The 26,595-nt window shown below is 45.8% G+C and carries 25 protein-coding genes; 8 read left to right on the forward strand and 17 right to left on the reverse strand.

Annotated features, from left to right (window positions below; genetic code table 11):
• Nucleotides 1–187 precede the first annotated feature (187 nt).
• Entirely contained in the window at nt 188–1,051 is an 864-nt protein-coding gene (gene rsmI / locus KJB05_RS15795; RefSeq protein ID WP_208444611.1) for a 16S rRNA (cytidine(1402)-2'-O)-methyltransferase, read from the reverse strand.
• Nucleotides 1,052–1,119: 68 nt separating this feature from the next.
• On the opposite strand from rsmI, the gene KJB05_RS15800 reads away from it, so the two are divergent.
• Genes KJB05_RS15800 through KJB05_RS15815 form a run of 4 tightly spaced genes read left to right on the forward strand, consistent with a single transcriptional unit; the run spans nt 1,120 to nt 4,543 of the window.
• Nucleotides 1,120–2,931: a penicillin-binding protein activator gene (locus tag KJB05_RS15800; RefSeq protein WP_009697603.1), complete on the forward strand. Its 1,812-nt coding sequence runs from the start codon at nt 1,120–1,122 to the stop codon at nt 2,929–2,931.
• Nucleotides 2,918–3,286: a YraN family protein gene (locus tag KJB05_RS15805; RefSeq protein ID WP_208444610.1), complete on the forward strand. Its 369-nt coding sequence runs from the start codon at nt 2,918–2,920 to the stop codon at nt 3,284–3,286. The genes KJB05_RS15800 and KJB05_RS15805 overlap by 14 nt, the downstream gene beginning before the upstream one ends.
• 3 nt (nt 3,287–3,289) lie before the next feature.
• On the forward strand, nt 3,290–3,880 hold the full coding sequence (locus tag KJB05_RS15810) for a phosphoheptose isomerase (RefSeq protein WP_005436112.1): 591 nt from the start codon (nt 3,290–3,292) through the stop codon (nt 3,878–3,880).
• A gap of 21 nt (nt 3,881–3,901) precedes the next feature.
• The gene (locus KJB05_RS15815) at nt 3,902–4,543 is read left to right on the forward strand and encodes a BON domain-containing protein (protein ID WP_208444609.1); all 642 of its coding nucleotides are present in this window, start codon (nt 3,902–3,904) and stop codon (nt 4,541–4,543) included.
• 61 nt (nt 4,544–4,604) lie between these two features.
• On the opposite strand, the gene sspB is transcribed toward KJB05_RS15815, so the two are convergent.
• From sspB to zapE, 8 genes are all read right to left on the reverse strand, one after another.
• On the reverse strand, nt 4,605–5,084 hold the full coding sequence (sspB, locus tag KJB05_RS15820) for a ClpXP protease specificity-enhancing factor (protein ID WP_039842398.1): 480 nt from the start codon (nt 5,082–5,084) through the stop codon (nt 4,605–4,607).
• 19 nt (nt 5,085–5,103) lie between these two features.
• The gene (gene sspA / locus KJB05_RS15825; protein WP_005436105.1) at nt 5,104–5,739 is read right to left on the reverse strand and encodes a stringent starvation protein SspA; all 636 of its coding nucleotides are present in this window, start codon (nt 5,737–5,739) and stop codon (nt 5,104–5,106) included.
• A 96-nt stretch (nt 5,740–5,835) separates the two neighbouring features.
• The gene (locus tag KJB05_RS15830) at nt 5,836–6,573 is read right to left on the reverse strand and encodes a cytochrome c1 (RefSeq protein WP_005436103.1); all 738 of its coding nucleotides are present in this window, start codon (nt 6,571–6,573) and stop codon (nt 5,836–5,838) included.
• Nucleotides 6,570–7,835 carry a cytochrome bc complex cytochrome b subunit gene (locus KJB05_RS15835; protein ID WP_005436097.1) on the reverse strand — a complete coding sequence of 422 codons (1,266 nt, stop codon included), beginning with the start codon at nt 7,833–7,835 and terminating at the stop codon, nt 6,570–6,572. Before KJB05_RS15835 ends, KJB05_RS15830 begins: the two co-directional genes overlap by 4 nt.
• Nucleotides 7,835–8,425: a ubiquinol-cytochrome c reductase iron-sulfur subunit gene (gene petA, locus KJB05_RS15840; RefSeq protein ID WP_005436095.1), complete on the reverse strand. Its 591-nt coding sequence runs from the start codon at nt 8,423–8,425 to the stop codon at nt 7,835–7,837. Before petA ends, KJB05_RS15835 begins: the two co-directional genes overlap by 1 nt.
• 548 nt (nt 8,426–8,973) lie before the next feature.
• Nucleotides 8,974–9,366 carry a 30S ribosomal protein S9 gene (gene rpsI, locus KJB05_RS15845; protein WP_005436094.1) on the reverse strand — a complete coding sequence of 131 codons (393 nt, stop codon included), beginning with the start codon at nt 9,364–9,366 and terminating at the stop codon, nt 8,974–8,976.
• Nucleotides 9,367–9,381: 15 nt separating this feature from the next.
• Complete coding sequence (rplM, locus tag KJB05_RS15850; protein WP_005436093.1) at nt 9,382–9,810, reverse strand: 50S ribosomal protein L13; 429 nt, start codon at nt 9,808–9,810, stop codon at nt 9,382–9,384.
• 254 nt (nt 9,811–10,064) lie between these two features.
• A complete protein-coding gene (gene zapE / locus KJB05_RS15855; RefSeq protein WP_208444608.1) occupies nt 10,065–11,168 on the reverse strand; it encodes a cell division protein ZapE in 1,104 nt (367 codons plus the stop codon).
• A 196-nt stretch (nt 11,169–11,364) separates the two neighbouring features.
• Here zapE and zapG point away from each other — a divergent pair, with 196 nt between their 5' ends.
• The 3 genes from zapG to degS all read left to right on the forward strand — a co-directional run bounded on the left by zapG (nt 11,365) and on the right by degS (nt 14,667).
• A complete protein-coding gene (gene zapG, locus KJB05_RS15860) occupies nt 11,365–11,808 on the forward strand; it encodes a Z-ring associated protein ZapG (protein WP_039984585.1) in 444 nt (147 codons plus the stop codon).
• Between the two features lie 220 nt (nt 11,809–12,028).
• Nucleotides 12,029–13,396, forward strand: a complete 1,368-nt coding sequence (locus tag KJB05_RS15865; protein WP_009707746.1) for a Do family serine endopeptidase — start codon at nt 12,029–12,031, stop codon at nt 13,394–13,396.
• 203 nt (nt 13,397–13,599) lie between these two features.
• Nucleotides 13,600–14,667 carry an outer membrane-stress sensor serine endopeptidase DegS gene (gene degS, locus KJB05_RS15870; RefSeq protein WP_005436089.1) on the forward strand — a complete coding sequence of 356 codons (1,068 nt, stop codon included), beginning with the start codon at nt 13,600–13,602 and terminating at the stop codon, nt 14,665–14,667.
• Nucleotides 14,668–14,705: 38 nt separating this feature from the next.
• Here the strand turns inward: degS and parC are convergent, their stop codons facing one another.
• The 6 genes from parC to nudF all read right to left on the reverse strand — a co-directional run bounded on the left by parC (nt 14,706) and on the right by nudF (nt 21,730).
• A complete protein-coding gene (gene parC / locus KJB05_RS15875; RefSeq protein ID WP_208444607.1) occupies nt 14,706–16,994 on the reverse strand; it encodes a DNA topoisomerase IV subunit A in 2,289 nt (762 codons plus the stop codon).
• Between the two features lie 3 nt (nt 16,995–16,997).
• Nucleotides 16,998–18,878 carry a DNA topoisomerase IV subunit B gene (gene parE, locus KJB05_RS15880; RefSeq protein ID WP_005436086.1) on the reverse strand — a complete coding sequence of 627 codons (1,881 nt, stop codon included), beginning with the start codon at nt 18,876–18,878 and terminating at the stop codon, nt 16,998–17,000.
• Nucleotides 18,879–19,128: 250 nt separating this feature from the next.
• Entirely contained in the window at nt 19,129–19,713 is a 585-nt protein-coding gene (yqiA, locus tag KJB05_RS15885; RefSeq protein ID WP_033005255.1) for an esterase YqiA, read from the reverse strand.
• Between the two features lie 55 nt (nt 19,714–19,768).
• Nucleotides 19,769–20,575, reverse strand: coding sequence for a 3',5'-cyclic-AMP phosphodiesterase (gene cpdA, locus KJB05_RS15890; protein WP_005436082.1), 807 nt, complete (start codon nt 20,573–20,575; stop codon nt 19,769–19,771).
• A 61-nt stretch (nt 20,576–20,636) separates the two neighbouring features.
• On the reverse strand, nt 20,637–21,080 hold the full coding sequence (locus KJB05_RS15895; protein WP_009707750.1) for a DUF1249 family protein: 444 nt from the start codon (nt 21,078–21,080) through the stop codon (nt 20,637–20,639).
• A gap of 2 nt (nt 21,081–21,082) precedes the next feature.
• Nucleotides 21,083–21,730 carry an ADP-ribose diphosphatase gene (gene nudF / locus KJB05_RS15900; RefSeq protein ID WP_005436080.1) on the reverse strand — a complete coding sequence of 216 codons (648 nt, stop codon included), beginning with the start codon at nt 21,728–21,730 and terminating at the stop codon, nt 21,083–21,085.
• Nucleotides 21,731–21,959: 229 nt separating this feature from the next.
• On the opposite strand from nudF, the gene tolC reads away from it, so the two are divergent.
• Nucleotides 21,960–23,294: an outer membrane channel protein TolC gene (gene tolC / locus KJB05_RS15905; protein WP_005436079.1), complete on the forward strand. Its 1,335-nt coding sequence runs from the start codon at nt 21,960–21,962 to the stop codon at nt 23,292–23,294.
• A 280-nt stretch (nt 23,295–23,574) separates the two neighbouring features.
• Here the strand turns inward: tolC and KJB05_RS15910 are convergent, their stop codons facing one another.
• Together KJB05_RS15910 and hldE are read right to left on the reverse strand one after the other, a co-directional pair.
• Nucleotides 23,575–24,954, reverse strand: coding sequence for an IS4 family transposase (locus tag KJB05_RS15910; RefSeq protein ID WP_213053078.1), 1,380 nt, complete (start codon nt 24,952–24,954; stop codon nt 23,575–23,577).
• 163 nt (nt 24,955–25,117) lie between these two features.
• Nucleotides 25,118–26,548, reverse strand: coding sequence for a bifunctional D-glycero-beta-D-manno-heptose-7-phosphate kinase/D-glycero-beta-D-manno-heptose 1-phosphate adenylyltransferase HldE (gene hldE / locus KJB05_RS15915; RefSeq protein WP_005436078.1), 1,431 nt, complete (start codon nt 26,546–26,548; stop codon nt 25,118–25,120).
• Nucleotides 26,549–26,595: the final 47 nt, after the last annotated feature.

Here is a 26,595-nt window from a genome sequence, read left to right on the forward strand (position 1 = left end):
GGTAAGCTTAAAAAATAAAAAGGAGAACCGAGTTGATGGTTCTCCTTTCAAACAGAAATTCCCTTAAGATAAATGAACGTCTTGGGATATATTGATAGCTGAGCGCAGGATTGAGACCGCTATATTCTCGAGTCTCACCTCCAGAAGCGAAGCGTTTCCAAAGTGCCGGCGTTCGTTCTAGAAGCTTTTACCCCAAATTCTCCAAGCCCCACTTGTATAAAGCATTCTTCTTCAAACTGTAGATTTCAGCGGCAAGCGCAGCGGCTTTCTTCAATGGTAACTCTTTAGTCAAGATGCCCAATGTACGCGTCGCTTCATCAGGTAGGCTCTCTTCCGTTGAATCTCGGTGACCATGAATCAGTAATACCATCTCGCCACGTTGTTGGTTATCGTCACTCTTCACCCACTCAATCAACTCACCAAGAGGCATTCCTTGAATAGTTTCAAAGGTTTTGGTTAGTTCACGAGCCAATACCACTTCACGTTCTGTACCAAGAACGTCTAACATATCTTGTAGAGAGTCTAAAATACGATGCGGAGATTCGTAGAAGATACAAGTACGTTCAACAGAAGCAATCTCCAAGAACTTGTCTTTACGACCTTTACTTTTCGGTGGTAAGAAGCCTTCGAAACTGAATCGGTCAGATGGTAGACCTGAAGCACTTAACGCAGTGATGACCGCACACGCACCAGGAAGAGGCACAACTCTTACGCCCGCTTGACGACATTTTGTCACCAAATGGTATCCTGGATCGCTTATTAGCGGCGTACCAGCGTCAGAAACCAATGCGATAGACTGACCTGACAGTAGCTTTTCAACTAGAACTTGTGCTTTTTGTTGCTCGTTGTGATCATGCAGCGCAAAAGTTTTGGTTTGGATATTGAAGTGAGACAGTAATTTGCCTGTATGTCGAGTATCCTCAGCGGCAATGATGTCCACATTCGACAGAACTTCGATAGCACGTTGAGTGATATCCGCTAAATTTCCGATTGGAGTCGGTACGATGTATAGAGTTGGCCCCTCATTCGGCAACTTATTTTTATCTGTCATTTGTTTACCATCACTTCAACGATTAATATAGAGACAATTTTGTACAAAATTATAGAGAACTCACGGCAATGATGAACCATAAGAGACTCAGTGTACCACGCTTACTCACTCCTGTTGCACTGGCAATTACGCTCGCCGCCTGTTCTTCAGGTCCGCGACAACCAGATAGCGTAGATATTACACTTGAGCCGACACAGTCTGTTCAGAACTACATGATTCAAGCTGATAGCACCGAAGGTAGCCTACAAAACGACTGGTTGATCATGGCAACCAAAGCGGCAATCCAAGCAAATGAGTTAGACCAAGCTGAGCTGTTAATCAAACGTCTTTCTCGTCAGCAACTGAGCGAAGTTCAACAGGCTGAGTGGCAATTGGCTCGTGCGACCTTACAGCAAAAGCAAGGTAAATACTCACAATTGCTGCAAGGGCTGAACTTTAAACCTTGGTGGAAACTGCCAAGCGAACAGTGGAAAGACTACTACGAGTTGCGCGCGGACGCTTACCAAAGCTTAAACCAACCGTTTGAAGCAAACCGCCAATTGGTAGCCGAAGGTCAATACGCGTCATCAGCAGAGCAACGTGAGATCTCTAGCCGTATTTGGATGAACTTCGGCAGTTACTCTGAAAATGAACTGACGGCATTGCAAACTGAACCAAGCGAAGACGTACTAGATGGTTGGCTACAATTAGCGATCTATGCAAAAACGTTATCGAGCAATATTCCTCAGCTTAAAAACACGCTTGAGCACTGGTTAAGTGAAAACCCTTCACATCCAGCAGCGGTTTATACTCCTGCAGAAATTCAAAACATCCTCTCGTTAGAGATTGTGAAACCAAACAACACAGCGCTTCTGTTACCGCTAACGGGTAAATTTGCTCCGCAAGCACAACTGATCCGCGATGGTTTCATCTTTGCGATGATGAACGACCAAGCACGAGATCCAAGTGCGACGCTGACGGTGATTGATACACACGCTTACAGCGCCGATCAAATCAAACAGCGCTTAATCAATGAGAACATCGATTTTGTCGTTGGTCCTCTACAAAAAGAAAACGTAGAGAAGCTACAAGCGACATTAGACGGTTCCGAAACAGGCGTGAAAATTCCAACATTGGCACTTAACATTCCGGAAGAAGTGCAAGCTGGCACAGACATGTGTTACCTAGCACTTTCTCCAGAGCAAGAAGTTGCACAGGCAGCCAAGTACCTATTCAGCCAAGGCTACCAATTCCCAATGATCTTAGCGCCAAACGGAGCTTATGGTCAGCGTGTTGTTGAAGCGTTTAATGAAGAGTGGAGCAAATACAGCTCAAACAAAGTTGCGACTAGTTACTTTGGTGATAAACGCCAACTGCAAAAGAACATTAATGGTGTATTTGGCTTACAAGAGAGTCAGCAACGCATCGCACAAATGCAGTCTCTGATGCGCATCTCTTTAGAGAGCCAACCTCGTAGTCGTCGTGATGTGGATGCGGTATATATTGTCGCACGCAGTTCCGAACTGACGTTGATCAAGCCATTTATCGAAGTCGCGATTAACCCTGATGCAAAACCACCTAAGTTGTTCTCTAACTCTCGCAGTAACAGTGGTGGCGCAACTTACGAAGATCTATCAGGCGTGGCGTACAGCGACATTCCGATGTTAATCAATCCAGATCCAACCATCGCGACACAAATGAATGAGCTATGGCCAGATCAATCCAATATGGAAAAACGCTTAGAAGCATTAGGTATGGACGCATACAAACTGCTTGGTGAGTTACCGCAAATGAAGTTACTACCGGGCTACTCAGTTGATGGTCAAACAGGTGTATTAAGTATCAACAACAACTGTGTAGTACAACGTGAGTTAGACTGGGCCGAGCGTGGGGCTCTTTAGTAAGCGACAAATCGGCAATCAATACGAAACCCTGGCGAAGCGATATTTGCAGCGCCAGGGTTTGCGCTTTTTAGATCAAAATTTTCTGACTAAAGTCGGTGAAATTGATTTAATCTTCCAACAAGGTGAAACTATCGTCTTTGTTGAGGTCAAATATCGTAAGAATGATAGCTTTGGCTCAGCAGCAGAAATGGTCACCCGCGCAAAAATGCGTAAACTAGTCAAAACAGCCCAAATTTGGCTAAGCCAGCAAAAACGCTCGGCGTACAATATCGATTATCGGTTTGATGTGGTCGCTATTCACGACAATGGTCGAGACATCAACTGGATACAAAATGCAATCTCTGAAGGATAAACGATGCTAGACAGCATTAAAGACAGTTTTACAGAAAGTATTCAAATTCAAATTGCGGCAGCAGAAGCGTTGCCAGATGCCATTACTCACGCCGCTCAAGCTATGGTGTCGAGCCTACTTAATGGCAACAAAATCCTATGCTGTGGCAACGGTGGCAGTGCATCGAACTCGCAACAGTTTGTCTCTTGCCTTTTGAACCGATTCGAAACTGAGCGCCCTAGCCTTCCAGCAATGGCTTTAACAGCAGATAACACAACATTGACTGCTGTAGCGAACGATTACCACTACCAAGAGATCTTCTCTAAGCAAGTACGCGCCTTTGGTCAGCCTGGCGACATTTTATTAGCCATTTCGACCAGTGGTAACAGCAAAAACGTACTTAAAGCGATGGAAGCAGCTGTAACACGCGATATGACCATCATCGCCCTAACGGGTAAAGACGGTGGTGAAATGGCTGGCCTGCTTGGTGAGAATGATGTTGAAATCCGCATCCCATCACATCGTACAGCGCGCATTCATGAAGTACACATGGTGACACTTCATTGTCTGTGTGATCTAATCGACCAAGTACTTTTCCCAGCTCACGAAGAATAACCGAATTGAGAGTTTAGAATTATGATACGTAGTCTTGTCATTTTGTGTGCAGCGCTGAGCATGAGCGGCTGTGCAGGTTTGTTTATTGCAGGGGCAGCAACCACTGCCAATCTCGTTACAGATACGCGCACGACCAAAGAAATTTGGCAAGACAACAACATCGAATTCGAAGTCGCTGCAATTGGCAATAAAGCCCCTTTCAAAGGCAAAGCACGCGTAGTTGCAAGCTCATACAACGGTACTGTCGTATTAATGGGCCAAGCCCCAACTCAAGACCTCATCAACGAGTTTGAAAGCAAAGCTCGTGAAGTAAATGGTGTGAAGAACATCCATAACCAAATTAAGCAAAAAGAGCCTTTGAGCGTGACACAAATCAGTAACGACAGCTGGATCACGACTAAAGTGAAATCAGCACTGCTTACCGACAGTGAGCTTAATGGCGTGAAAGTGAAAGTCATCACTGAAGACAGTGATGTATTCTTATTTGGTTATGTAACGCCAGAACAAAGTGAGAGAGCAACAGAGGTTACACGCAATATCTCAGGCGTAAAACAAGTAATCAAAGGCTTCCAATATGGTGATAAAAAACCTCTAGAAGTTGAAGAGCCAGAAGCAGCAAACACAGTCCCAGAAGAAACAGAAAAAGCGAGCTGGGATAAGTGACTAGGCCTGTGATAAAGGCTTGATTAGATAAGAAAAAAGCAGCGTATCGACGCTGCTTTTTTTATTTGATAACTCGTAAGCTTGGTCTGCCTTTCGGGCGAGGTGTTTCTTCCTCTTCAGACTCAGAGTCCACGATTTCAGGTTCTTCATTCACCGTGGTGAAGGTTGGAGACTGCTCTTCTTCGACAATCCCTTCCTCTTCAATATGGGTGTATGCTTCTTCTGGTTCAAACATAGTGCCAGCACCATTCTCACGTGCGTAAATCGCTTGTACAGCGTAAACAGGCACGATAACCGAATGCGGACGACCACTAAAACGAGCGTGGAAGGTAATCGCATCATTACCCAACTCAAGTTGACCAACAGCACGTGGAGCAATGTTCAAGATGATTTGACCATCTTGAACAAACTCAACTGGTACACGCACACCTGGCATGGTTGCATCAACCACCAAGTGTGGAGTTAAGTCATTGTCTACTAGCCACTCGTAGAATGCGCGAAGCATGTACGGACGGCGAGCAGTCATTTTTGCAATATCCATAACGTGTTATCTAAATCGCTTAGCGAACTAGACGCATTTCACGTTCAGCTTCAGTTAGAGAAGCAAGGAATGAATCACGTTCAAATACACGGTTCATGTAAACTTTGATCTCTTTAGAACCAGGGCCTACAAGGTCGATACCTAGTTGAGGTAGACGCCACAATAGTGGAGCTAGGTAACAATCGATTAGGCTGAACTCTTCACTCATGAAGTATTCGTATTCTGCAAAGATTGGTGCAAGAGTCAGAAGATCGTTACGTAGTTTAGTACGTGCTTTTTCTGATTCTTCCGCGTTACCTTTAACAACCTTTTCAGCTAGTGAGTACCAGTTGCGTTCAATACGGTACATCATCAGACGGCTGTTACCACGAGCAACTGGGTAAACAGGCATTAGAGGTGGATGAGGGAAACGCTCGTCCAAGTACTCCATGATGATTTTTGAATCGTAAAGAGCTAGCTCACGGTCCACAAGAGTTGGTACTGACTTGTATGGGTTCAGTTCCACAAGCTCAGCAGGAAGGTTAGCTTCATCAACAAGCTCAACTTCAACACTTACGCCTTTTTCAGCTAATACGATGCGAACCTGATGGCTATACAAATCTGATGCACTTGAGAAAAGAGTCATCACAGAACGTTTATTGGCAGCTACAGCCATGGAGCCCTCCAGCACACTTACAAATAAAAATAATGGAGGCTAAGCCTCCATTATTCGTCAATTAAAATTGGGAATTAGCACGGTATGATAGCACAATTAATGCACATCACGCCAATACTCTTTCTTGAGCATCACGACAACAATTGTTAGTAGAACTAGGAAGCCCATTACCCACCAACCAAGCGCATGACGCTCTAGCTGAACTGGGTCACCGGAGTAAACTAGGAAGTTCACTAGGTCGCCAACTGCTTTATCATACTCGCCAGAGCTTAGCTCACCCGTGCCGTTAGTTTCAGTACCAACAACCACTTGTACTTCTTCACCATCCACAACTTTTGTACCGTAAACTGGTGTCGGGATGCCTTGAAGTTCTTCAAGAACGTGCGGCATACCGACACTTGGGAAAACAATGTTGTTCACGCCGAATGGGCGAGATGGGTCAACATAGAAAGAGCGCAGGTAAGTGTATAGCCAGTCTGCACCACGAACTCGGGCAACAAGTGTTAGATCCGGTGGCGGCGCACCAAACCAATCACCCGCTTGCTTCGCAGGCATCGCATTTACCATTAGGTCACCGATTTTCGCTTCAGGATCAAAAATCAGGTTTTCCTTCATTAGGTCAGCAGGAATATCCAAGTCTGTCGCTACTCGCTCGTAACGCTGGTATTGCGTTGAGTGACAAGCAAAACAGTAGTTCATGAATAGCTTCGCGCCGTTTTGTAGCGAAGCTTTATCCGATAGGTCCACGTTCGCCTTGTCTAGAGGTACGTTGGCACCCGCTGCCATCGCGAGAGATGGCAACATAGCAAATAGAATTACAATCCACTTCTTCATTTGAATGTCACCCTCTCTGGTAATGGTTTGGTTGCTTCATTTTTGCTGTAGAAGAACAGCAGTACAAAGAACATGAAGTAACACAAGCTAAAGATCTGAGACAGAATTGTGTACAGCGGCGTTGCCGGCAGTGCACCCAAAATACCCAGAGCGATAAAGGCGATAGTGAACTGAACAATATTCAACAGGTGCAGTTTGCTACGGTAACGGTATGAACGAACTTTACAACGGTCCAACCAAGGTAGAACAAACAGTACTGCAATTGACGCACCCATTAGGATTACACCCAATAGTTTGTCTGGAACCGCACGCAAGATTGCGTAGAACGGAGTGAAGTACCATACAGGAGCGATGTGCTCAGGTGTCTTCAGTGGGTTTGCAGCTTCAAAGTTAGGCGGCTCAAGGAAGTATCCACCCATCTCTGGGTTGAAGAACAGCACGTAACAGAAGAAGAACAAGAAACCAGCGACACCAACCAAGTCCTTAACCGTACCGTACGGGTGGAAAGGAATCGAATCGATGATGTCGTATTTCTTCGTGTAGTAATCGTGGAACTTGAATTGCGTTTCGTAATCGTCGCCCATTGAACCTTTTGGTAGCTTAGTCTCGATACCATCCGGGTTGTTAGAGCCAACTTCGTGAAGTGCCAATACGTGCAACACAACAAGAAGAAGTAGAACGATAGGTAGTGCAATGACGTGTAGTGCGAAGAAACGGTTCAGCGTTGCACCAGAGATGATGTAGTCACCACGGATCCAAAGTGTTAAGTCGTCACCGATGACAGGAATCGCACCAAACAGAGAAATGATTACCTGAGCACCCCAGTATGACATCTGACCCCATGGTAATAGGTAACCCATGAAGGCTTCTGCCATTAGAACCAAGAAGATCAACATACCGAAGATCCAAAGTAGCTCACGAGGCTTTTGGTATGAACCGTAAATCAGACCACGGAACATGTGCAGGTAAACAACAACGAAAAACGCTGATGCGCCAGTTGAGTGCATGTAACGCAACAACCAGCCGTAATCAACGTCACGCATGATATATTCGATAGAAGCAAACGCACCATCACCAGATGGAACGTAGTTCATTGTTAACCAGATACCCGTTAGGATTTGGTTAACCAGTACCAACATTGCCAGAGAACCGAAAAGGTACCAAAAGTTGAAGTTCTTAGGCATTGGGTATTCAGACAAATGCTTTTTATAAGCATTCATCGCGGGAATTCGTTTTTCAACCCAGTCTAGTAGTGCTTGCATTATGCGTCTCCCTCATCAACACCGATCATGAGCTTCGTATCACTCAAATACATGTGCTTAGGAACCACAAGGTTCAGAGGTGCAGGAACACCTTGGAACACTCGACCAGCCATATCGAATTTAGAACCATGACATGGACAGAAGAAGCCAGACTTAACGCCTTGGACTTGCTCTGAGAACGTGTCAGGTAGATAGGTCGGTGAACAACCTAAGTGAGTACAGAAGCCAACTGCCACGAAATACTCAGGCTTGATCGAACGATGCGCATTCTGAGCATAAACTGGCTGTTGTTCCATTTCTGATTGTGGGTCACGAAGCTGTCCGTCGATGTTCTTTAGGTTATCCACCACTTCTTGAGTACGACGTACAACCCATACAGGCTTACCTTGCCACTCAACACGAACCATCTGACCGGCTTCGATTTTACTGATATCCACTTCCACCGGTGCACCCGCAGCTTTTGCTTTGGCGCTCGGATTCCATGATTTGATAAAAGGCACGGCGACGGCAGCTGCCCCTAATCCACCAACAACTGCCGTTGTAGCGGTTAGAAAACGCCTGCGACCGTTATTTAAAGGCGCGTTGCTCATCCAAACATTCTCCCATTTGCTCCCTTTGGATCGTTATTATTCCGCTTATAAGAGCATGGCTAACAAATAATGAATTTAGTTCTATTTATTGGGGTGAAATGATAAAGAAAACCCTACTTTTTGACAAGATAAAGCTACCTTTTTGTAACAATTGTGAGGCAAATCGCTCACGCCGTCACAAAAGCGGCAAAATTATAAAAAATAGATGTGATTTGTAACAAGAAAGCGAAACGAAGAATGGCTAGAAACGAGATAAAAAGCCTTGTATTTCGGCTGTTTTCAGCCAATTAGATAGAAAGATCTTTCAAGAATGTGAAGGAGTCCTCCACTTTTGTTATCTCAGCTTTGTAGCACGAAGAAAACCAAAAAACTTGCAGATAAAACGATCAAATGTTGCGAGGATATTAAGCAAGAATGTGAAAACAAATGCGAAAGGAAAAACGGACTTTTTCAGACTTCAGAAAACAAAAAGCTCGGCATATAGCCGAGCTTTGATGCACAGTTTCCAAAGTAACTCTGGAACAGCATAAATTTCCGATAAGAGGAAATTAACGCTTAGAGAACTGTGGACGACGACGTGCTTTACGTAGACCAACTTTCTTACGTTCAACGCAACGAGCGTCACGAGTAACGTAACCAGCTGCACGTAGAGTAGGACGTAGAGACTCATCGTACTCCATAAGAGCGCGAGTGATACCGTGACGGATAGCACCAGCTTGACCAGAAATACCGCCACCTTTAACAGTAACGTATAGGTCTAGCTTCTCAGTTAGTTCAACTAGCTCAAGAGGTTGTTTAACAACCATGCGAGAAGTTGGACGACCGAAGTACTCATCAAGGCTACGCTTGTTGATTACGATGTTGCCGCTGCCTGGTTTGATGAAAACACGCGCAGCTGAGCTTTTGCGACGGCCAGTGCCGTAGTATTGATTCTCTGCCATTTTCGAAATCCCCAATTAGATGTCTAGTACTTGTGGTTGTTGAGCAACATGGTTGTGCTCAGCGCCCGCGTAAACTTTAAGCTTACGGTACATAGCACGGCCTAGAGGACCACGTGGAAGCATGCCTTTAACTGCTAGCTCAAGAACCATCTCAGGTTTACGATCGATCAACTTTTCAAAAGTGATAGATTTTAGACCACCTGGGAATTCAGAGTGACGGTAGTACACTTTGCCTTTAGCTTTGTTGCCAGTTACAGCAACTTTCTCAGCGTTGATAACGATGATGTAATCACCAGTGTCAACGTGAGGAGTGTATTCAGCTTTATGTTTGCCACGTAGGCGAGATGCAATTTCACTTGCTAGACGGCCAAGAGTTTTACCCTCTGCGTCTACAACATACCAGTCGCGTTTTACAGTTTCTGGTTTAGCAACGAAAGTTTTCATGCTAATAATAACCCGTTAATTAAATTTTAAACTTTAAAGGAACACAGTATTGTGTTCCCACACTGTCTAAGAGCCCAGTCATCACCCCTTCGAGTCGTTGGTACTCTCGACCTTCTATGCCGAAATAACTTCGATATTCAGGTCTGCAGTAACGGTGGGTCGCAGGATTATAGAGAAGAGCGAAGAAAAAATCACCTTTTTTTGCGCCAAATCACTAATTTTTTCTTCACTTTTTTAAGATGAGTTGCTGTTTTTTACGCCAGATGCTCTCTAGCAAGGTATTCGTGACTCTGCATTTCTATCAGTCGAGACAAGCAACGTTTAAATTCGAACTCTAACTGTCCTTGTGTATAAAGGAACTCCATTGCAACTTCAGCAGAAATAATCAACTTAACGTTACGTTCGTAGAATTCATCGACCAATGCAATAAAGCGTCTTGCAGCATCATCTATCTTGCTATCCATTTGCTTCACGTCCGCCAGCAAGACGGTATGGTAAATACGCGATAATTCAATGTAATCGTTTTGACTACGTGGGGTTTGACACAGTTGTTCAAAAGAAGCATGTAGCACGCCATCGCTGGCCTCTATTACCGCCACTTCTCGATGGTTGATTTCGATGCTGTATGCAGCAACTTTTCTTTCACCAATCAACTGTTGGTAATACGTATTAAGATTAATAGATGCCTGCTCGTCCAACGGATAATGATAGATTTCGGCTTGTTGCAGCGTTCTTAGGCGGTAATCCACGCCACTGTCGACATTAAGCACATCACAGCGCTGAATGATCATGGCTATCGCTGGTAAAAAGCGCGCCCGTTGTAAGCCATTACGATACAAGTTTTCTGGTTCAATGTTCGACGTCGCGACCAAAATCATTTGTCGCTTAAACATCTCTTGCAGCAAGGTCGCTAAAATCATCGCATCTGTGATATCGGAAACGAAGAACTCATCAAAACAGACCACATCCGCTTCTTTCTTGAATAAATCGGCCACTTTTGACAGCGGGTTTTCCACTTCACCTAAACGCTTGAGCTCATCATGCACACGATACATAAAACGGTGAAAATGCACGCGCATCTTTCTTTCTGTCGGCAAGGCGTCAAAAAACGCATCCATGAGGTAAGTTTTACCCCGCCCTACCCCTCCCCAAAAGTACAGACCTTTTGGTGGTTCTGGCATTTCAGGCTTTTTACCCAGTAATTTCTGCCAAGTGCTAAGCTGAGGAATAGGCGCAGACTGGAATTCTGCAATCGCATGGTAAAGGTTGTCTAAAGCAACGACAGCATTATGTTGTGCTTCGTCACGCTGGAATCCATGCTCTGCTATGTCTTGTTGGTATCGTTGTAATGGTGTCATGGCGTTGAGTCGTATCAGAGGTACAGAAAAAATTGTCACCTCGGGGTCAGCTTTGAGAATAGAGAGATGTGGATATCAGTCCCCGAAGACTTACCGCTATTTTTCTTTATCGGCTGTTCAAGCCATAGTAACATGGACTAGCACCGCGTGTAACTAAGTAGTAAAAGGCTTGTTAAAACAACTATAAGGAGCAGTTATGCCTTGGATTTATGCCATTGTGGGTTTGCTGGTCGGTACAATCGTAGGCGTAGTCATTAGTAGACTAACCACCCCCGAATACAAAAAACAAAAGTCTGTGCAAAAAGAGCTGGAAGCAGCCAAGTTTGAGCTAGAGCAACAACGTCAAGAGCTCGTCGATCACTTTGCACAAACTGCAGAAATGTTGGATACCTTAGGTAAAGACTATACCAAGCTGTACCAACACATGGCGAAGACGTCTTCAGAACTTCTGCCTAACTTGCCTGAGCAAGACAATCCGTTCGATAAGAAGACTGCTATGTCGACTGAACAGATTGAAGAAGACCAATCCGACGTCAACGAACAACCAAAAGACTACGCCAACGGCGCAACAGGTCTTTTAAAGGATCAGGAAAAAGAAATCATCGACGCACCAGAAGCTGTCACTGCTAAAGCGTCATAATCCTCCCCCTTTCCTACCTAACTGGGTCAATACATACACATTTTTTATCAATTTGTATTGACCCTTTTTGAACTTTTCTTAAGCAACTCATCTCTAACAACCTGTGTGCTGTCGCCACCTTTTGATTATCCGAATTAATCCCTATATAACTAAATAACCGTATAGAACTAACGGTTCGGATATTTCTTTTTGACAGACCTGTTTCAAGAGGAGTTATTGGATGAAAAAACCATTGCTTGCGCTAACCGTTCTATCTTTAAGCTTGGGTTCAATCATCACCCCAATTACTGCGACTGCGGCGCTGCCGTTAAGTGTGGATGGGGAGCAGTTACCTAGCCTTGCCCCGATGCTCGAAAAAGTGACCCCTGCGGTTGTGAGTATTGCGGTTGAAGGTAAACAAGTTCAAACCAGCCGTATCCCAGAGCAGTTTCAGTTCTTTTTTGGGCCTGAGTTTCCAACAGAGCAAACTCGTGAGCGTCCATTCCGAGGCTTGGGCTCTGGCGTTATTATTAACGCGGACAAAGGGCAAATCGTCACAAACTACCATGTAATTAAAGGCGCTGATGACATCCGTGTCCGTTTGTACGATGGTCGAGAGTACGATGCAGAATTAGTGGGTGGAGATGAAATGTCAGATATTGCTCTACTCAAACTTGAGAAAGCAAAAGATCTGACTCAGATTAAAGTCGCTGATTCAGACAAGCTACGCGTTGGTGATTTCACGGTTGCGATTGGTAACCCGTTTGGCCTTGGTCAAACCGTCACTTCGGGTATCGTCTCAGCACTCGGTCGAAGCGGCTTGAATGTGGAGAACTTCGAGAACTTCATCCAAACAGATGCGGCCATCAACAGCGGTAACTCAGGCGGTGCTTTAGTTAACCTCAATGGTGAACTGATCGGTATCAATACAGCGATTCTTGGTCCGAATGGCGGTAATGTTGGTATCGGTTTTGCGATTCCATCTAACATGATGAAAAACTTAACAGACCAAATTCTAGAGTTTGGCGAAGTGAAACGCGGCATGCTAGGCGTACAAGGTGGTGAAGTCACTTCAGAGCTGGCAGAAGCATTAGGTTATGAATCGAGTAAAGGTGCGTTTGTTAGCCAAGTAGTGCCTGATAGCGCTGCAGATAAAGCAGGCCTGAAAGCTGGTGATGTGATTACTTCCGTAAACGGTAAGTCGATTGATACCTTCTCCGAGTTACGCGCAAAAGTCGCAACGCTCGGTGCGGGCAAAGAGATCACATTGGGTGTGATTCGTGATGGTAAGAAAAAATCCTTCGATGTGACGTTAGGTGAGTCTACCAATGTGAAAGCGAAGGCGGAAACGCTTCACGAAGGCCTTAAAGGTGCAGAACTCAGCAACACGACACCAAGCGATAAAATCCAAGGTGTTAAGGTGACCAGTGTGGCTGAAAACTCTCCAGCGGCACAATACCAACTTGAGCAAGACGATATCATTATTGGTGTTAACCGTAAGCGTGTGAAGAATTTAGCAGAACTGCGCGCGATTGTTGAAAAACACAAAGGTGTGCTCGCGATAAACGTTCAACGTGGTGATCGGACGGTTTACTTAGTTATCCGTTAATTGACATCATTCAACAATCACATAGCAGAAAGCAAACGAGCGCTAGCAACATATTTATCAGTGATAGCGCTCGAATACTTTCCTTCTTTTGTCATGGTTTTTTAAAAGGGCAAGACGATCGCGTCTTGCCCTTTTGTTATTTTTCAATGTAATGCTATCCTTCAGTTTTCTATGCCAATTGGGCGCTCAATCATGGAGAGGTTATGCTTAGCTTTTTGTTACGTTCTGTCTTTTTAGGCTTAGCAACTGCCGTTATCGTATTACTCGCCGTTCCATCTTTGCGCAGCAATGTTATCCCAACCGCCCTTGTTGACCCGCAACCGAGCAATATCGCATCGCTAGAAGTGTCTTTTAACCAAGCGGTAAGAAAGGCAGCACCTGCGGTGGTGAATATCTACAGCCGCAAATATGTGGAAAATGATCGCAGCAAGCTATCGACTCAAGGACTAGGTTCTGGGGTTATCGTGAGCGAAAAAGGTTACATCATTACCAACTATCACGTTGTCGCTCAAGCTGACCAAATCGTCGTAGCTTTGCAAGATGGCCGTGTTGCTGCTGCTCAATTGGTAGGTACAGACAAGCGTACAGACATTGCGATCTTACGTGTTGAAGGCTCTAATCTGCCTGTTATCCCATTAAATGCTGACTACAAACCTCAAGTGGGTGATGTGGTGCTTGCCATTGGTAACCCATACAACTTGGGCCAGACGACTACCTTCGGCATTATCTCTGCGACAGGCCGCTCGTCCATCAGTGATGGTCGCCAAGCCTTTATCCAAACCGATGCCGCTATTAATGAGGGCAACTCCGGTGGCGCATTGGTGAATACTCAAGGTGAACTGGTCGGTATCAATACCGCGTCATTCCAACAGGCGACAGACCTTGAGACCTACGGTATCTCATTTGCCATTCCAGCGCCGCTAGCAAACAAAATTATGCAGAAGATCATCGCTGATGGCCGCGTGATCCGTGGTTATATCGGTATTGATGGGCAAGATATTAATGCGGTAACTGCTCGCTTGTTAGGTAACGAGCACATTGGCGGTATTGTGGTTCTTGGTATAGATCCAAATGGTCCCGCAAGTGCGGCTGGTTTTGAGAAGCAAGACATCATCATCAGCATCAACGGCACAAAGGTCCAAGGACGTCAGAGCGTCATGGACATCGTTACTGACTTACGCCCAGGTACCTCTGTGGATGTAGGAATTATCCGCAAGGGTAAAGAAATGAATTTAAAAGTCACCATCGCCGAAGACAAACAAGAAGCATAAAAAAATCCCAGCCATTGGCTGGGATTTTTGTTTGTGCGTTATTCGCTGTCGCTTGGTTCTTCTAAAACTTCTGAGCTTCCGCCCATCTCGATTTCAATTCGCGTTACGCGCTGTAGACCTCGTGGTAGTAAGCTACCTCGACGTCCACGTTCACCACGGAAGTTCTCAAGATCAGCAGGTTTCAAACCTAGCTTACGCTTACCCGCATAAAGCGTTAGAGAAGCACCTTGTGGTAGAGCCATCAAGTGAGAAAGCACCTCTTCACGCTCTTTCGCTTTCGCGGCAGGAATGTTGATGATCTTGTTACCCTTACCTTTCGCCAACTGCGGCAGGTCTTTAATTGGGAACAGCAACATGCGGCCTTGGTTGGTAATTGCGAGAATTTCATCCGAATCCAAATCAGCAATCGTCTTCGGTGTCATTACCTCAGAGTTGGCCGGTAGCGTCACCAAGGCTTTACCGCTTCGGTTCTTAGACAGTAGCTCAGAGCCTTTACATACAAAGCCGTAACCCGCGTCAGAGCCAACTAGCCATAGTTGCTCATCTTCACCCATGATCACTTGGCGAATGCTGCTACCCGCAGTGATATTCAAGCGACCTGTAATCGGTTCGCCTTGGCTTCGAGCGGATGGCAATGAATGCGACTCTAATGAGTAGCTTCGACCGTCGCTACCGAAGAACACCGCTTGCTGGTTACTCTTACCACGCGCATGCGCTAGGTAGTTATCACCAGATTTATAGCTTAAGCCTTCTGCGTCTACATCGTGACCTTTCGCGTGACGAATCCAGCCTTTCTCTGAAAGTACCACTGTGATTGGCTCACTTGGTACTAGGTCACGTTCTGTTAGCGCTTTTGCTTCTGCACGCTCAACCAATGGAGAACGACGGTCATCGCCGTATTTCTCTGCATCTGCTTTGATTTCTTTCTTCAGTAGTGTGTTTAGACGACGCTCAGAACCTAATAGCTGCTCTAGCTTCTCACGCTCTTTTTCTAGCTCGTCTTGTTCACCACGAATCTTCATCTCTTCTAGTTTTGCTAGATGACGAAGTTTGGTATCTAGAATTGCATCCGCTTGAATGTCAGTAATACCAAAACGCTCCATCAGCACAGCTTTTGGATCGTCTTCAGTACGAATGATCTCAATCACTTCATCTAGGTTTAGGTAAGCAACTAACAAACCTTCCAAGATGTGCAAACGAGCCATCACTTTGTCTAGGCGGTGTTGTAGACGACGGCGGACAGTCGTACGACGGAATTCAATCCACTCAGACAGAATTTGTACCAGACCTTTAACTTGAGGACGGTTATCCAAACCAATCATGTTCAAGTTAACACGGTAGCTACGCTCAAGATCGGTTGAAGCGAACAAGTGATTCATCAACAAGTCACAGTCAACGCGGTTTGACTTAGGCACCACTACGATACGTGTTGGGTTTTCGTGATCCGATTCGTCACGAAGGTCGTCTACCATTGGTAGTTTCTTCGCGCGCATTTGGTTCGCGATTTGTTCTAGTAACTTCGCACCCGATACTTGGTGTGGCAAAGACGTAATGACGATGTCAGAACCTTCTTTGTGCCATACCGCACGCATCTTGATGCTACCGCGACCGTTACGGTAAATCTTTTCGATATCCGCTTGTGGTGAAGTAATTTCCGCTTCTGTTGGGTAATCTGGACCTTTCACAAACTGCATCACATCAGGCAGTTCTGCTTTCGGGTTGTCGATTAAGTGGATGGTTGCATCCGCCACTTCACGAACGTTGTGAGGTGGAATGTCCGTCGCCATACCAACCGCGATACCAGTAACACCGTTTAGCAGGATGTGAGGCAGACGTGCAGGCAACATTTGTGGCTCTTTCATCGTGCCATCAAAGTTAGGTTGCCATTCAACCGTGCCTTGACCCAGTTCGCCTAGCAGTACTTCAGCAAACTTAGACAGTTTCGCTTCGGTATAACGCATTGCTGCGAACGATTTCGGATCATCTGGCGCACCCCAGTTACCTTGACCATCTACCAATGGGTAGCGGTAAGAGAATGGCTGAGCCATAAGCACCATCGCTTCGTAACACGCAGAGTCACCATGCGGGTGGTATTTACCCAGTACGTCACCAACGGTACGTGCTGATTTTTTGTATTTCGCTGATGCCGAAAGACCAAGCTCCGACATTGCGTAAATGATGCGTCGTTGAACCGGCTTCAAACCATCGCCAATGTATGGCAATGCGCGGTCCATGATTACGTACATCGAGTAGTTCAGATAAGCGTCTTCAGTGAACTTGCGCATTGGCAACTGTTCAACGCCATCATAAGTAATTTCTGTAGACATCCGTTAAACCTCTGCCATATCGCCGTTGCTTTGTAGCCAAGAACGACGGTCATCTGCTCGTTTCTTACCAAGCAGCATGTCCATCATTTCCATGGTCGCCGCTGAGTCATCAATAGTTAACTGAACCAGACGACGCGTATTTGGATCCATGGTTGTTTCGCGCAACTGAAGTGGGTTCATCTCACCCAGACCTTTGAATCGTTGCACATTGATTTTGGCTTTCTTCTTCGACAAGCGCTCTAATACGCCATCTTTTTCGTCATCGTCTAGGGCATAGAATACTTCTTTGCCACAGTCGATACGGTACAGAGGCGGCATCGCTACGTAGATATGGCCAGCTTCAACAAGCGCACGGAAGTGACGAGTGAACAGTGCACACAATAGCGTTGCGATGTGCAGACCATCCGAGTCCGCATCGGCAAGGATACAGATCTTACCGTAACGAAGGCTATCTAGGTTGTCGCTGTCTGGGTCGATACCCAAAGCAACTGAGATATCGTGTACCTCTTGAGAAGCCAGAACTTGGTCTGCAGAGACTTCCCAAGTGTTTAGGATCTTACCGCGCAGTGGCATTACCGCTTGGAACTCACGATCACGTGCTTGTTTAGCTGAACCGCCCGCCGAGTCACCCTCTACGAAGAAGATTTCGGTGCGGTTAAGGTCTTGCACAGAACAGTCTGTCAGCTTACCTGGCAGTGCTGGGCCCGAGGCTACCTTCTTACGCACAACCTTTTTGCTCGCACGCATACGGCGATGGGCGTTCGCGATACAGACTTCGGCAAGTTGCTCTGCAAGTTGTGGTTTTTCGTTCAACCAAAGGCTGAATGAGTCTTTCACAACACCTGATACAAACGCAGCGGTTTGACGAGAAGATAGACGCTCTTTGGTCTGACCCGCAAACTGAGGATCTTGAATCTTAACCGATAGCACGTATGAACAACGGTCAAATACGTCATCACCGGTTAGCTTCACGCCACGAGGTAGCAAGTTGCGGAATTCACAGAACTCACGCATTGCATCAAGCAAACCTTGGCGCAAACCATTAACGTGCGTACCACCTTGTGCGGTTGGGATAAGGTTCACGTAACTTTCCGTGATCATCTCACCGCCTTCTGGCTGCCAGATCACCGCCCAGTTTGCCGCTTCGGTTTCCGCTGAGAATTCACCAGTAAATGGTTCTTCTGGTAGAACGGTATAACCTTTCACACCTTCCGCTAGATAGTCTTTCAAACCATCTTCGTAGAACCACTTGTAGTCTTTGTTGTTTACTTTATCTGTGAAAGTAATTTCTAGGCCGGGACAAAGTACTGCTTTCGCCCGTAGGTTATTCACCAGACGAGTTACTGAGAAGTTCGCAGAATCAAAGTACTTCGCGTCTGGCCAGAAGTGCACACTGGTACCACGGTTACGACGACCACATGTGCCGACAACCGTTAGGTCAGAAACTTTATCACCGTGTTCAAAAGCAATCTCATACACTTGACCATCACGACGGACGGTCACTTCAACACGCTTAGACAGCGCGTTTACAACGGAGATACCTACACCGTGCAGACCACCAGAGAATTGGTAGTTCTTATTAGAGAATTTACCACCTGCGTGAAGCTTACATAGGATCAGTTCAACACCTGATACCTTTTCTTCTGGGTGGATATCAACAGGCATGCCTCGACCATCATCGATCACTTCTAGTGATTGGTCAGCATGTAGGATGACTTGTACTTTTGAGGCATGTCCGGCTAGCGCTTCATCGACACTGTTATCGATAACTTCTTGGCCCAAGTGGTTTGGGCGCGCTGTATCCGTATACATCCCTGGTCGGCGACGTACTGGCTCTAAGCCATTCAGTACTTCAATGGCACCAGCATTATATTGTTCAGTCATAATACGGAATTGTTCTCAAAGTTTACTTGTAACCCGAGCCTCGCAATTGTGCGAGCCATACTCGAGAAACGAAAAAGCTACCTCGTCTGCATGCTTATCAAAGATAAGGTCACGCATAACAAAGTAGTCAGGGCTTCATACCCTTAAGATCTTTTTGGCAAAACATAGTCGGAAAGCCTGCCAACTATGTCAAGAAACGGTTGGATATAGCAATGAAAACTATGAGCCTATTCCAATCGTCTCGTTAGTATTACAGTTTTAGGAATTCAATGATTTGAGCAGGATAACGCTCAAAGCCTACAAAACTGTGATCACCGCCTTCTTCTACCGTTTGTTTCGCGTTTGCGAACTTTTCTACGGCTTGGCGGTAGTCTAAAACCTCGTCTTCCGTTTGCTGTAAAAGCCAGAAGCTCTCAGGCGACGCGATGCTTTGTACATCAAGTGCTTTTAGCTCGTCAATATGACAGGCCTCAAGTGTATAGGTTTCGTGCGTATATGGGTTAGTTTGTTCACCGAGGTAATCCACCAGCAATTCATAAGGCTTCACTGCTGGGTTAACAACGACGGCAGGAAAGCCAAACTTTGCATTAAGCCAAGTCGACATGTAGCCCCCCAAAGAACTCCCCACTAAACCAATGTTGTAGTCGTCTTTGTATTGCTCAACGATATCCAATAGGCATTGAGCAGCCAGTTGAGGGAAACACGGCAATTGAGGCACGATAACCTTGATGTCCGGTCGTTGCTGCTCACAGAACGCTTTCATTAAATTCGCCTTCATCGAAAGCGGCGAACTGTTAAAGCCATGGATATAAAGCAACAAAGAAGGTTTACTCATGATCACCTCAAGTTAAAAAAGTAAGCCCGAACATAAGGTTCGGGCGTGATAATGATTAGTATCCGTTTGAGGTAAAGTCTGGCTGGAATTGGCCATCTGGTAAACGGTTGACCTCAGTCGTAATGTCGCCATTACTGTGCAACTCAAGTTCTCGCCAACCTGGAGATTCAGTATCCAAGGCGAAGTCATCGGAATTCGGTTTGAACTGCACACAAGTTGACGGCGTTGCCATCACGCGGATGCCATTATAAAGAACATTCATGTCTTGGTGCACATGACCACATAAAATGCCTTTTACGTTCTCAAAACGGTCCACGACTTGCCAAAATGCTTCTGCATCTTTCAGCGTGTGTTGGTCAAGCCACGCACTACCAACTAAAAGCGGGTGGTGGTGTAAAAGCACCAAGGTGTGTCTTTGCGGGTTTTCCGCTAACTTTTCTTCCAACAGAGACAATTGCTGATCACTTAAGCGCCCGTGTGGTACGCCCACTACTTGTGAATCCAATAGAATCAACTGCCAATGCTCGCCAAGCATTAGATGCTCAACGGCTTGAATTTGAGGAGATGGTAGTACACTGCCCATGTTTGGCTTGTAGTCGTGGTTTCCCGGAAGCCAGAAACAATCTTTTTTCAGCGGCGCGATGCCTTCAGCAAAACGCTGATAAGACTCTGCACTGTGATCCTGTGAAATATCGCCAGTTGCCAAAACGTATTCAAACTGCACCTGACGATGAAGAACCTCTTGTATCACAGCAGCAAAGCTGTCGGCGGTTCTTACGCTCAGCAAGCTGCCCTCATCTGCGTCAAACAGATGAGTATCCGTGATTTGTAATAGCTTTATGCTGTCACTAGATGATTGCAAAATGAAAACCTGATTCGTCCACTATATTGTTTTTTGTTATTTTCCCTTAGCGACGTGACAATCAATTGAAGGCAAGTGGCGTTCTACTAATGCCACTTCGTAAACAGAACGTCAGCCATTCACCAAGGAACGTATTGAGCTGATGCTTTTCATCTTTCTGCATCAACTGGTCGTTGGGATAATCATATTTAGCTTTGATGCGAGAAAACTCTCCGCTTGAGCATACTTCGGCGACTCTCGCATCATGATAAAGCCTGACAGACATCGTAGGTAAAGGAAACACTGGTGTTTCATCACTCTGACATATCTCAACAACTGTGGTGTATTTTGTGATTTCATTCACGGTCAGTTGGTAAACCATGTTCGCCGCTTGGTAGCAACGAACATCACCAACTTCGGCAGAGACAGGCAGCAAAGCGTTCAGCTTGGCGTAGTTGGTCTCATAAGTTCTCATCAGACCCGCTAAGTCAACATGGTATCGCTGCTTTTCAGCTACTTGCGCCATCATTATTTCTCCACCTTTGAGGTTTGTCCCCATTGCGATGTCAATTCTTGGTGATTCAATTGTAACCATTGAAGTGCAATGATTGACGCACCATTTTCGAATTTTCCATCCTTCACCCATTGATACGCAGTTTCACGGCTGATCACATGAACTCGAATATCTTCATTTTCATAGTCTAAACCATGAATGCCATGCGCTTTAGTGGCATCGACTTCGCCGATGAACACATCAAGCTTTTCAGAACAGCCACCAGAAGAAGGGTAATAAGAGGTAACCGAAGCCACACGTCCGACTTGGATACCCGCTTCTTCTTCCGCTTCTCGACGAATCACTTCTTCTGATGATTCGTCACGATCAATCATGCCAGCGACAATTTCTAGCTGCCAAGGATGCGAATGTTCTAATGCGCCAACGCGGATCTGTTCAATGATCACTACCTGATCAGTCACAGGATCATACGGGAGCATGGCAGCAGCGTGACCACGTTCGAACATTTCTCGTTCGACAATCCCACTCCATCCGCCTGCGAATAATCTATGCTTAAAACGGTATTTCACCATTTTAAAGAAGCCTTTAAACACGGTTTCTTTTGAGATTATTTCCACATCTTGGGGAGTAAAATCATTTTGTTGCTTGTCACACTGTTGCATTCAACACCTCTCTGAGTGAATCTTGTAGTTTACTCATTGTTATTCGCTTGCTCAAAGGACTTGGCTCAACTTTTTGTACAATAGTTATAAATTATTTTAAGCGTTTCCCAATTATTTATTGCACAAGTGGATAATTACGTGTAAAAAAGTGCAAAGTTTCGAGTAAATATCGTCCAAATTGAGTTAAACTACTGAGAATTAACCAATCTATATACCGCGGGAATGGAAAATGAAAAAACTGCTTCCACTATTTATCAGTGCAGCGCTAGGCAGTATGAGCACATCTGCATGGGCAGACTCTCTTGCTGAAATCTATGACTTAGCAAAACAAAACGACCCTCAATTGCTCAGTGTAGCAGCGCAGCGTGATCAAGCTTTTGAAGCAATCAACTCTAGCCGCAGTGCCCTACTACCACAAATCAACCTAACAGCGGGTTACGATATCGCTCGTGGTGATACTGACTACGACAACAACAATGTCGCGTTGCAAGATCGCAGCAACGACCAAAACGTGTTGTCTGCAGGTGTTGGCTTCTCGCAAGAGTTGTACAACCGTGCATCATGGATCACGCTAGACACGGCTGAGAAAACGGCTCGTCGTGCAGACGCAACGTACGCAGCGACACAACAAGGTTTGATCCTTCGTGTTTCTCAAGCTTACTTTGAAGTACTGCGTGCGCAAGACAACCTTGTGTTCGTTCGTGCAGAAAAAGCAGCCGTTGGCCGTCAGCTAGAACAAACTAAACAACGTTTTGAAGTAGGTCTATCGGCAATCACTGACGTACATGATGCACAAGCACAGTACGATGCAGTACTAGCCGATGAAGTATTGGCAGAAAACGATCTGATCAACAGCTACGAATCACTACGTGAAATCACAGGCCAAGAGCACAAGAACCTGAACGTTCTAGACACTGCTCGTTTCTCTGCAAGCCGCTCTTCTGAGCCTGCAGAAGCTCTGATCGAAGAAGCGAAAACAACCAACCTGAGCCTACTGTCTGCGCGTATCGCACAAGACATCGCTCGCGACAACATCTCGCTAGCAAGCTCTGGTCACCTACCAACGCTATCTCTTGACGGTGGTTACAACTACTCTGACACAGCAGAAAGCACAGCGGATAACACAACGGATGGTTTCAATGTTGGTGTGAACCTAGCAGTGCCTCTATACACTGGTGGACGTACAACGTCTGAAGTGAAACAAGCGGAATTCGGTTACGTATCTGCGAGTGAAGATCTAGAAGCAGAATACCGTAGTGTTGTGAAAGAAGTGCGTGCACAGAACAACAACATCAACGCTTCTATCGGCGCACTAAAAGCGTACGAGCAATCTGTAGTGTCAGCACAGTCTGCACTTGAAGCAACAGAAGCTGGTTTCGATGTAGGTACTCGTACTATCGTTGACGTACTAGACGCAACTCGTCGTCTATACGATGCGAACAAGAACCTATCAGACGCTCGTTACAACTACATTCTTGCTGGCCTTCAGCTACGTCAAGCGGTAGGTACACTGAGCGAGCAAGATATCCTAGATGTTGATGCAGGCCTTAAGCCAGTAAAATAAACATCGATAGATAAGTCACACGCAAGACGCCAGCTGATTTTTCAGCTGGCGTTTTTATTGGGGTCAATAACCAAGCAAAGTGCGCTTTAGATCCCTTCACCTTTCTATGGGGAGGCGTTGCTTCTCGAGCTAATTGACTACACTGGTTTTCAATTAGACCGAGCATTAACCCCCTCTAACTCCCCCTTGAAAAGGGGGAGGACAGGAATGAGTTTGTGGTTAGATTCACTCGTCCAAAAACAACAAAGGCCGCTCAAAAGCCTGTCTCTTGATCACAAGTCTAGTGATCAAGAGACATTGCGAGCTCGTAGCCTTCAAGGATGGTTTGCAGTTTAAACCATCCTTCCCATAGTGCCTTTATTGAAGCTCTGCCCGTCCTCTTGGTATCTTTCCAACCGCCTAATTTAGCAAGATTTCTGTACGCCCAGCTCATATCGGGTACTTCTTTAGGTAATGTCTTGCTTTCTAGTTTCAACCACAGCAGCTTCCAAGCTTTTGTGCCCAAGGCCTTTTCACAACTTTCTGTTGATAGCTCATCAACTTCTTTAATGAAACGTAACGCCAATAAACGAGTCGCAACAAAGGCATAGATGACACTTAACCTCTCTAAGTTACCTTTACTTTGGAGTCTTAGTGACTCCACATCCGTACCTTCACTTTTCCAGACTTTATGGAAGTCTTCAATCAGCCATCGACGCTCGTAATAACCGATAATTCTCATGGCGTCTTCAACGTTGTTTATTGGCTCCGACGTCAAGAGGTGCCATGCTAACTTGTCTTTTGATGCCCCTTGCTCAAGGCAACCAACATAATAAACAGGTATGCCTGCGTGCTCTTTTTTGTTTGCCGGAGCCTTTAATGTCACCTGACCATATTTAACGTCAAGCTTTACATCTCTCGCTTTTCTCCCTCCTTTTTGGGGGATGGTAAGCTCCTTTGTCTCGACACTTGGTAACGCTTGCGCATAGTCGTAAAGCTTTTGAGCGTGTTCTTCTAGACAACGACTTTGCATTGAGCGAACGACAAAGCGCTGCTGATGTTGACGTTTATAAGTTAAGTATTCGAATAGGTCTGCTTCTCGGTCACAGACCGAGATAACATCTAACATCTTATCCCCTAGGCGCTCAACGACACGGCGAGAAGCTTGCTCCCATTTGTAACTCTCTTTCTCCTCGTAAGGACGAGTCGCGTGTTGGTGCTTTTGCCCACGCTTAGTAATATCTCGGCTCCATCGTTGTTGCTCTATAAGACCAACAATGGTCTGACTTTGTGGTGCAAAAAGTAACGTCGAATGTACATGGAGAGCTCGAATTCTGTCGCCTTGATTCGTGTGCCCGAGTTCATCTTTTATACTTCGATGAGGAAAACAGAGCGTTGTTGTATCTTCAAGCGCGAGTAATTCCTCATGCTCGTTAGCTCGAGATACCGTTGATTGAAAACCTGCTTCAGCGATGTCTTTTGCATCGATGTTTTCATTGCGGATAAAGCGATATGCCCCTTCCATATCGGCGGGAGAAAAAGGAAGTTTAGCCACGGAGACTCCTGGTTGATTAGCAATGGAAGTCGCTAAACTGATGAGGCGTTGTGTTCTTCGAGGATCTTTAAGTTGTGCTTGTCCAAATTGTTCTTGCGCCCAAAGTTTAGCGTCTGAGTGTGTCATCTTAGTGTTTCAGTAAGGATTCTTAAGTGATCAGATCGCACACACTTGAAAGAGTTCAAAAAAAAATCCCTAAGCTACAAGCTTAGGGATTTGTGTATAAGAGACAGGCTCAAAAGCGGCCTTTAATAATTACTTTGTCGTAATCAGTTTGGTGAGAAAGGAATTAGCCCTTGCCACCTTTAATTGCGTTGATGATTTCGCTGGTTGAACAACCGTCTTCAAAGTTCAGTACGCGAACTTCACCGCCTGCAGCAATCACTTCTTTACCACCAGCGATCTCTTCTGGTTTGTAGTCACCACCTTTTACTAGCAAGCTTGGCAACACTTCAGAGATCAAACGCTGCGGAGTGTCTTCGCTAAATGGAACTACCCAATCAACCGCACCAAGACCTGCCAATACCGCCATACGACGATCGGTTGGGTTTACTGGACGACCTGGGCCTTTTAGGCGCTTAACGGAATCATCGGTATTTACTGCAACGATTAGGCGATCGCCTAGCTCAGCAGCGTGGTTTAAGTAAGACACATGGCCTGCGTGTAGAATGTCAAAACAGCCATTAGTCATCACAACCTTCTCGCCTTTCGCACGTGCTTTCTTCACTGCTTCAATCAGTGCTTGTTCTGAAATCACACCGTAGTCTGTATCTTGGCTACCGTGAATCGCTTCTGCTAGCTCAATCTCAGAAAGCGTTGATGTACCCAGTTTACCAACCACAACACCTGCGGCTGCGTTTGCCAGTGCACACGCTTCTTCAAATGATTTACCCGCAGCAACAGATGCCGCAAGAACAGAGATAACCGTGTCGCCAGCGCCTGTCACGTCGTACACTTCTTTCGCTTGGGTCGGCAAATGGAACGGCTCTTGGCCACGGCGAATCAAGGTCATACCGTTTTCGCTGCGTGTTACCAACAACGCTTCAAATTCGAACTCTTCAACCAAAGCCAGCGCTTTCTCGACTAGCTCTTGGTCAGATTTCACTTTGCCCACTACGTCTTCAAACTCTTTCATGTTTGGAGTAAGCAGTGTTGCGCCGCGGTAGCGCTCAAAATCCGCACCTTTCGGGTCAATGAAGACAGGGATGTTTGCTGCGCGCGCTTTTTGGATGTAAGCCTGAACGTGCTCTAGAGAACCTTTCGCGTAGTCAGACATGATCACCGCTTTCACACTTGGTAGTGCGGTTTCCATGCGAGACAGCACTGGTTCTGCGTCTGTGTTCTCGAACTTGTCTTCGAAGTCCAGACGAATCAATTGCTGACCACGGCTCATCACGCGTAGTTTAGTGATGGTCGGATATTCTGGCAGCGCGACGAAATCGCATTTCACTTTTAGCGAGTTCAGCGTTTCCGTCAGTACTTTCGCTGGCTCATCCATACCCGTTAGACCAACAATGTGAGCATGACCGCCAAGTGAAGCAATGTTCATTGCCACGTTCGCAGCACCACCCGGACGCTCTTCATTGTTTTCTACTTTCACAACAGGTACTGGCGCTTCAGGAGAGATACGTCCAGTCGGGCCATACCAGTAACGATCTAGCATGACATCACCGATGATTAGCACACCAGCGCTGTTGTAATCAGGTAGAATTGGTTTCATTATTGGTCTCCAAAAATTAAATCGTGGTGAGTTTAACACAGCCTTTT

The organism is Vibrio sp. B1ASS3, from assembly GCF_905175355.1.
GTDB lineage: Bacteria > Pseudomonadota > Gammaproteobacteria > Enterobacterales > Vibrionaceae > Vibrio > Vibrio owensii.

Coding starts and splice junctions, on each gene's coding strand:
- rsmI (WP_208444611.1), bottom strand. CDS start 1,051: ATGACAGATAAAAATAAGTTGCCGAATGAGGGGCCAACTCTATACATC.
- KJB05_RS15800 (WP_009697603.1), top strand. CDS start 1,120: ATGATGAACCATAAGAGACTCAGTGTACCACGCTTACTCACTCCTGTT.
- KJB05_RS15810 (WP_005436112.1), top strand. CDS start 3,290: ATGCTAGACAGCATTAAAGACAGTTTTACAGAAAGTATTCAAATTCAA.
- KJB05_RS15815 (WP_208444609.1), top strand. CDS start 3,902: ATGATACGTAGTCTTGTCATTTTGTGTGCAGCGCTGAGCATGAGCGGC.
- sspB (WP_039842398.1), bottom strand. CDS start 5,084: ATGGATATTGCAAAAATGACTGCTCGCCGTCCGTACATGCTTCGCGCA.
- sspA (WP_005436105.1), bottom strand. CDS start 5,739: ATGGCTGTAGCTGCCAATAAACGTTCTGTGATGACTCTTTTCTCAAGT.
- KJB05_RS15830 (WP_005436103.1), bottom strand. CDS start 6,573: ATGAAGAAGTGGATTGTAATTCTATTTGCTATGTTGCCATCTCTCGCG.
- KJB05_RS15835 (WP_005436097.1), bottom strand. CDS start 7,835: ATGCAAGCACTACTAGACTGGGTTGAAAAACGAATTCCCGCGATGAAT.
- petA (WP_005436095.1), bottom strand. CDS start 8,425: ATGAGCAACGCGCCTTTAAATAACGGTCGCAGGCGTTTTCTAACCGCT.
- rpsI (WP_005436094.1), bottom strand. CDS start 9,366: ATGGCAGAGAATCAATACTACGGCACTGGCCGTCGCAAAAGCTCAGCT.
- rplM (WP_005436093.1), bottom strand. CDS start 9,810: ATGAAAACTTTCGTTGCTAAACCAGAAACTGTAAAACGCGACTGGTAT.
- zapE (WP_208444608.1), bottom strand. CDS start 11,168: ATGACACCATTACAACGATACCAACAAGACATAGCAGAGCATGGATTC.
- zapG (WP_039984585.1), top strand. CDS start 11,365: ATGCCTTGGATTTATGCCATTGTGGGTTTGCTGGTCGGTACAATCGTA.
- KJB05_RS15865 (WP_009707746.1), top strand. CDS start 12,029: ATGAAAAAACCATTGCTTGCGCTAACCGTTCTATCTTTAAGCTTGGGT.
- degS (WP_005436089.1), top strand. CDS start 13,600: ATGCTTAGCTTTTTGTTACGTTCTGTCTTTTTAGGCTTAGCAACTGCC.
- parC (WP_208444607.1), bottom strand. CDS start 16,994: ATGTCTACAGAAATTACTTATGATGGCGTTGAACAGTTGCCAATGCGC.
- parE (WP_005436086.1), bottom strand. CDS start 18,878: ATGACTGAACAATATAATGCTGGTGCCATTGAAGTACTGAATGGCTTA.
- yqiA (WP_033005255.1), bottom strand. CDS start 19,713: ATGAGTAAACCTTCTTTGTTGCTTTATATCCATGGCTTTAACAGTTCG.
- KJB05_RS15895 (WP_009707750.1), bottom strand. CDS start 21,080: ATGGCGCAAGTAGCTGAAAAGCAGCGATACCATGTTGACTTAGCGGGT.
- nudF (WP_005436080.1), bottom strand. CDS start 21,730: ATGCAACAGTGTGACAAGCAACAAAATGATTTTACTCCCCAAGATGTG.
- tolC (WP_005436079.1), top strand. CDS start 21,960: ATGAAAAAACTGCTTCCACTATTTATCAGTGCAGCGCTAGGCAGTATG.
- KJB05_RS15910 (WP_213053078.1), bottom strand. CDS start 24,954: ATGACACACTCAGACGCTAAACTTTGGGCGCAAGAACAATTTGGACAA.
- hldE (WP_005436078.1), bottom strand. CDS start 26,548: ATGAAACCAATTCTACCTGATTACAACAGCGCTGGTGTGCTAATCATC.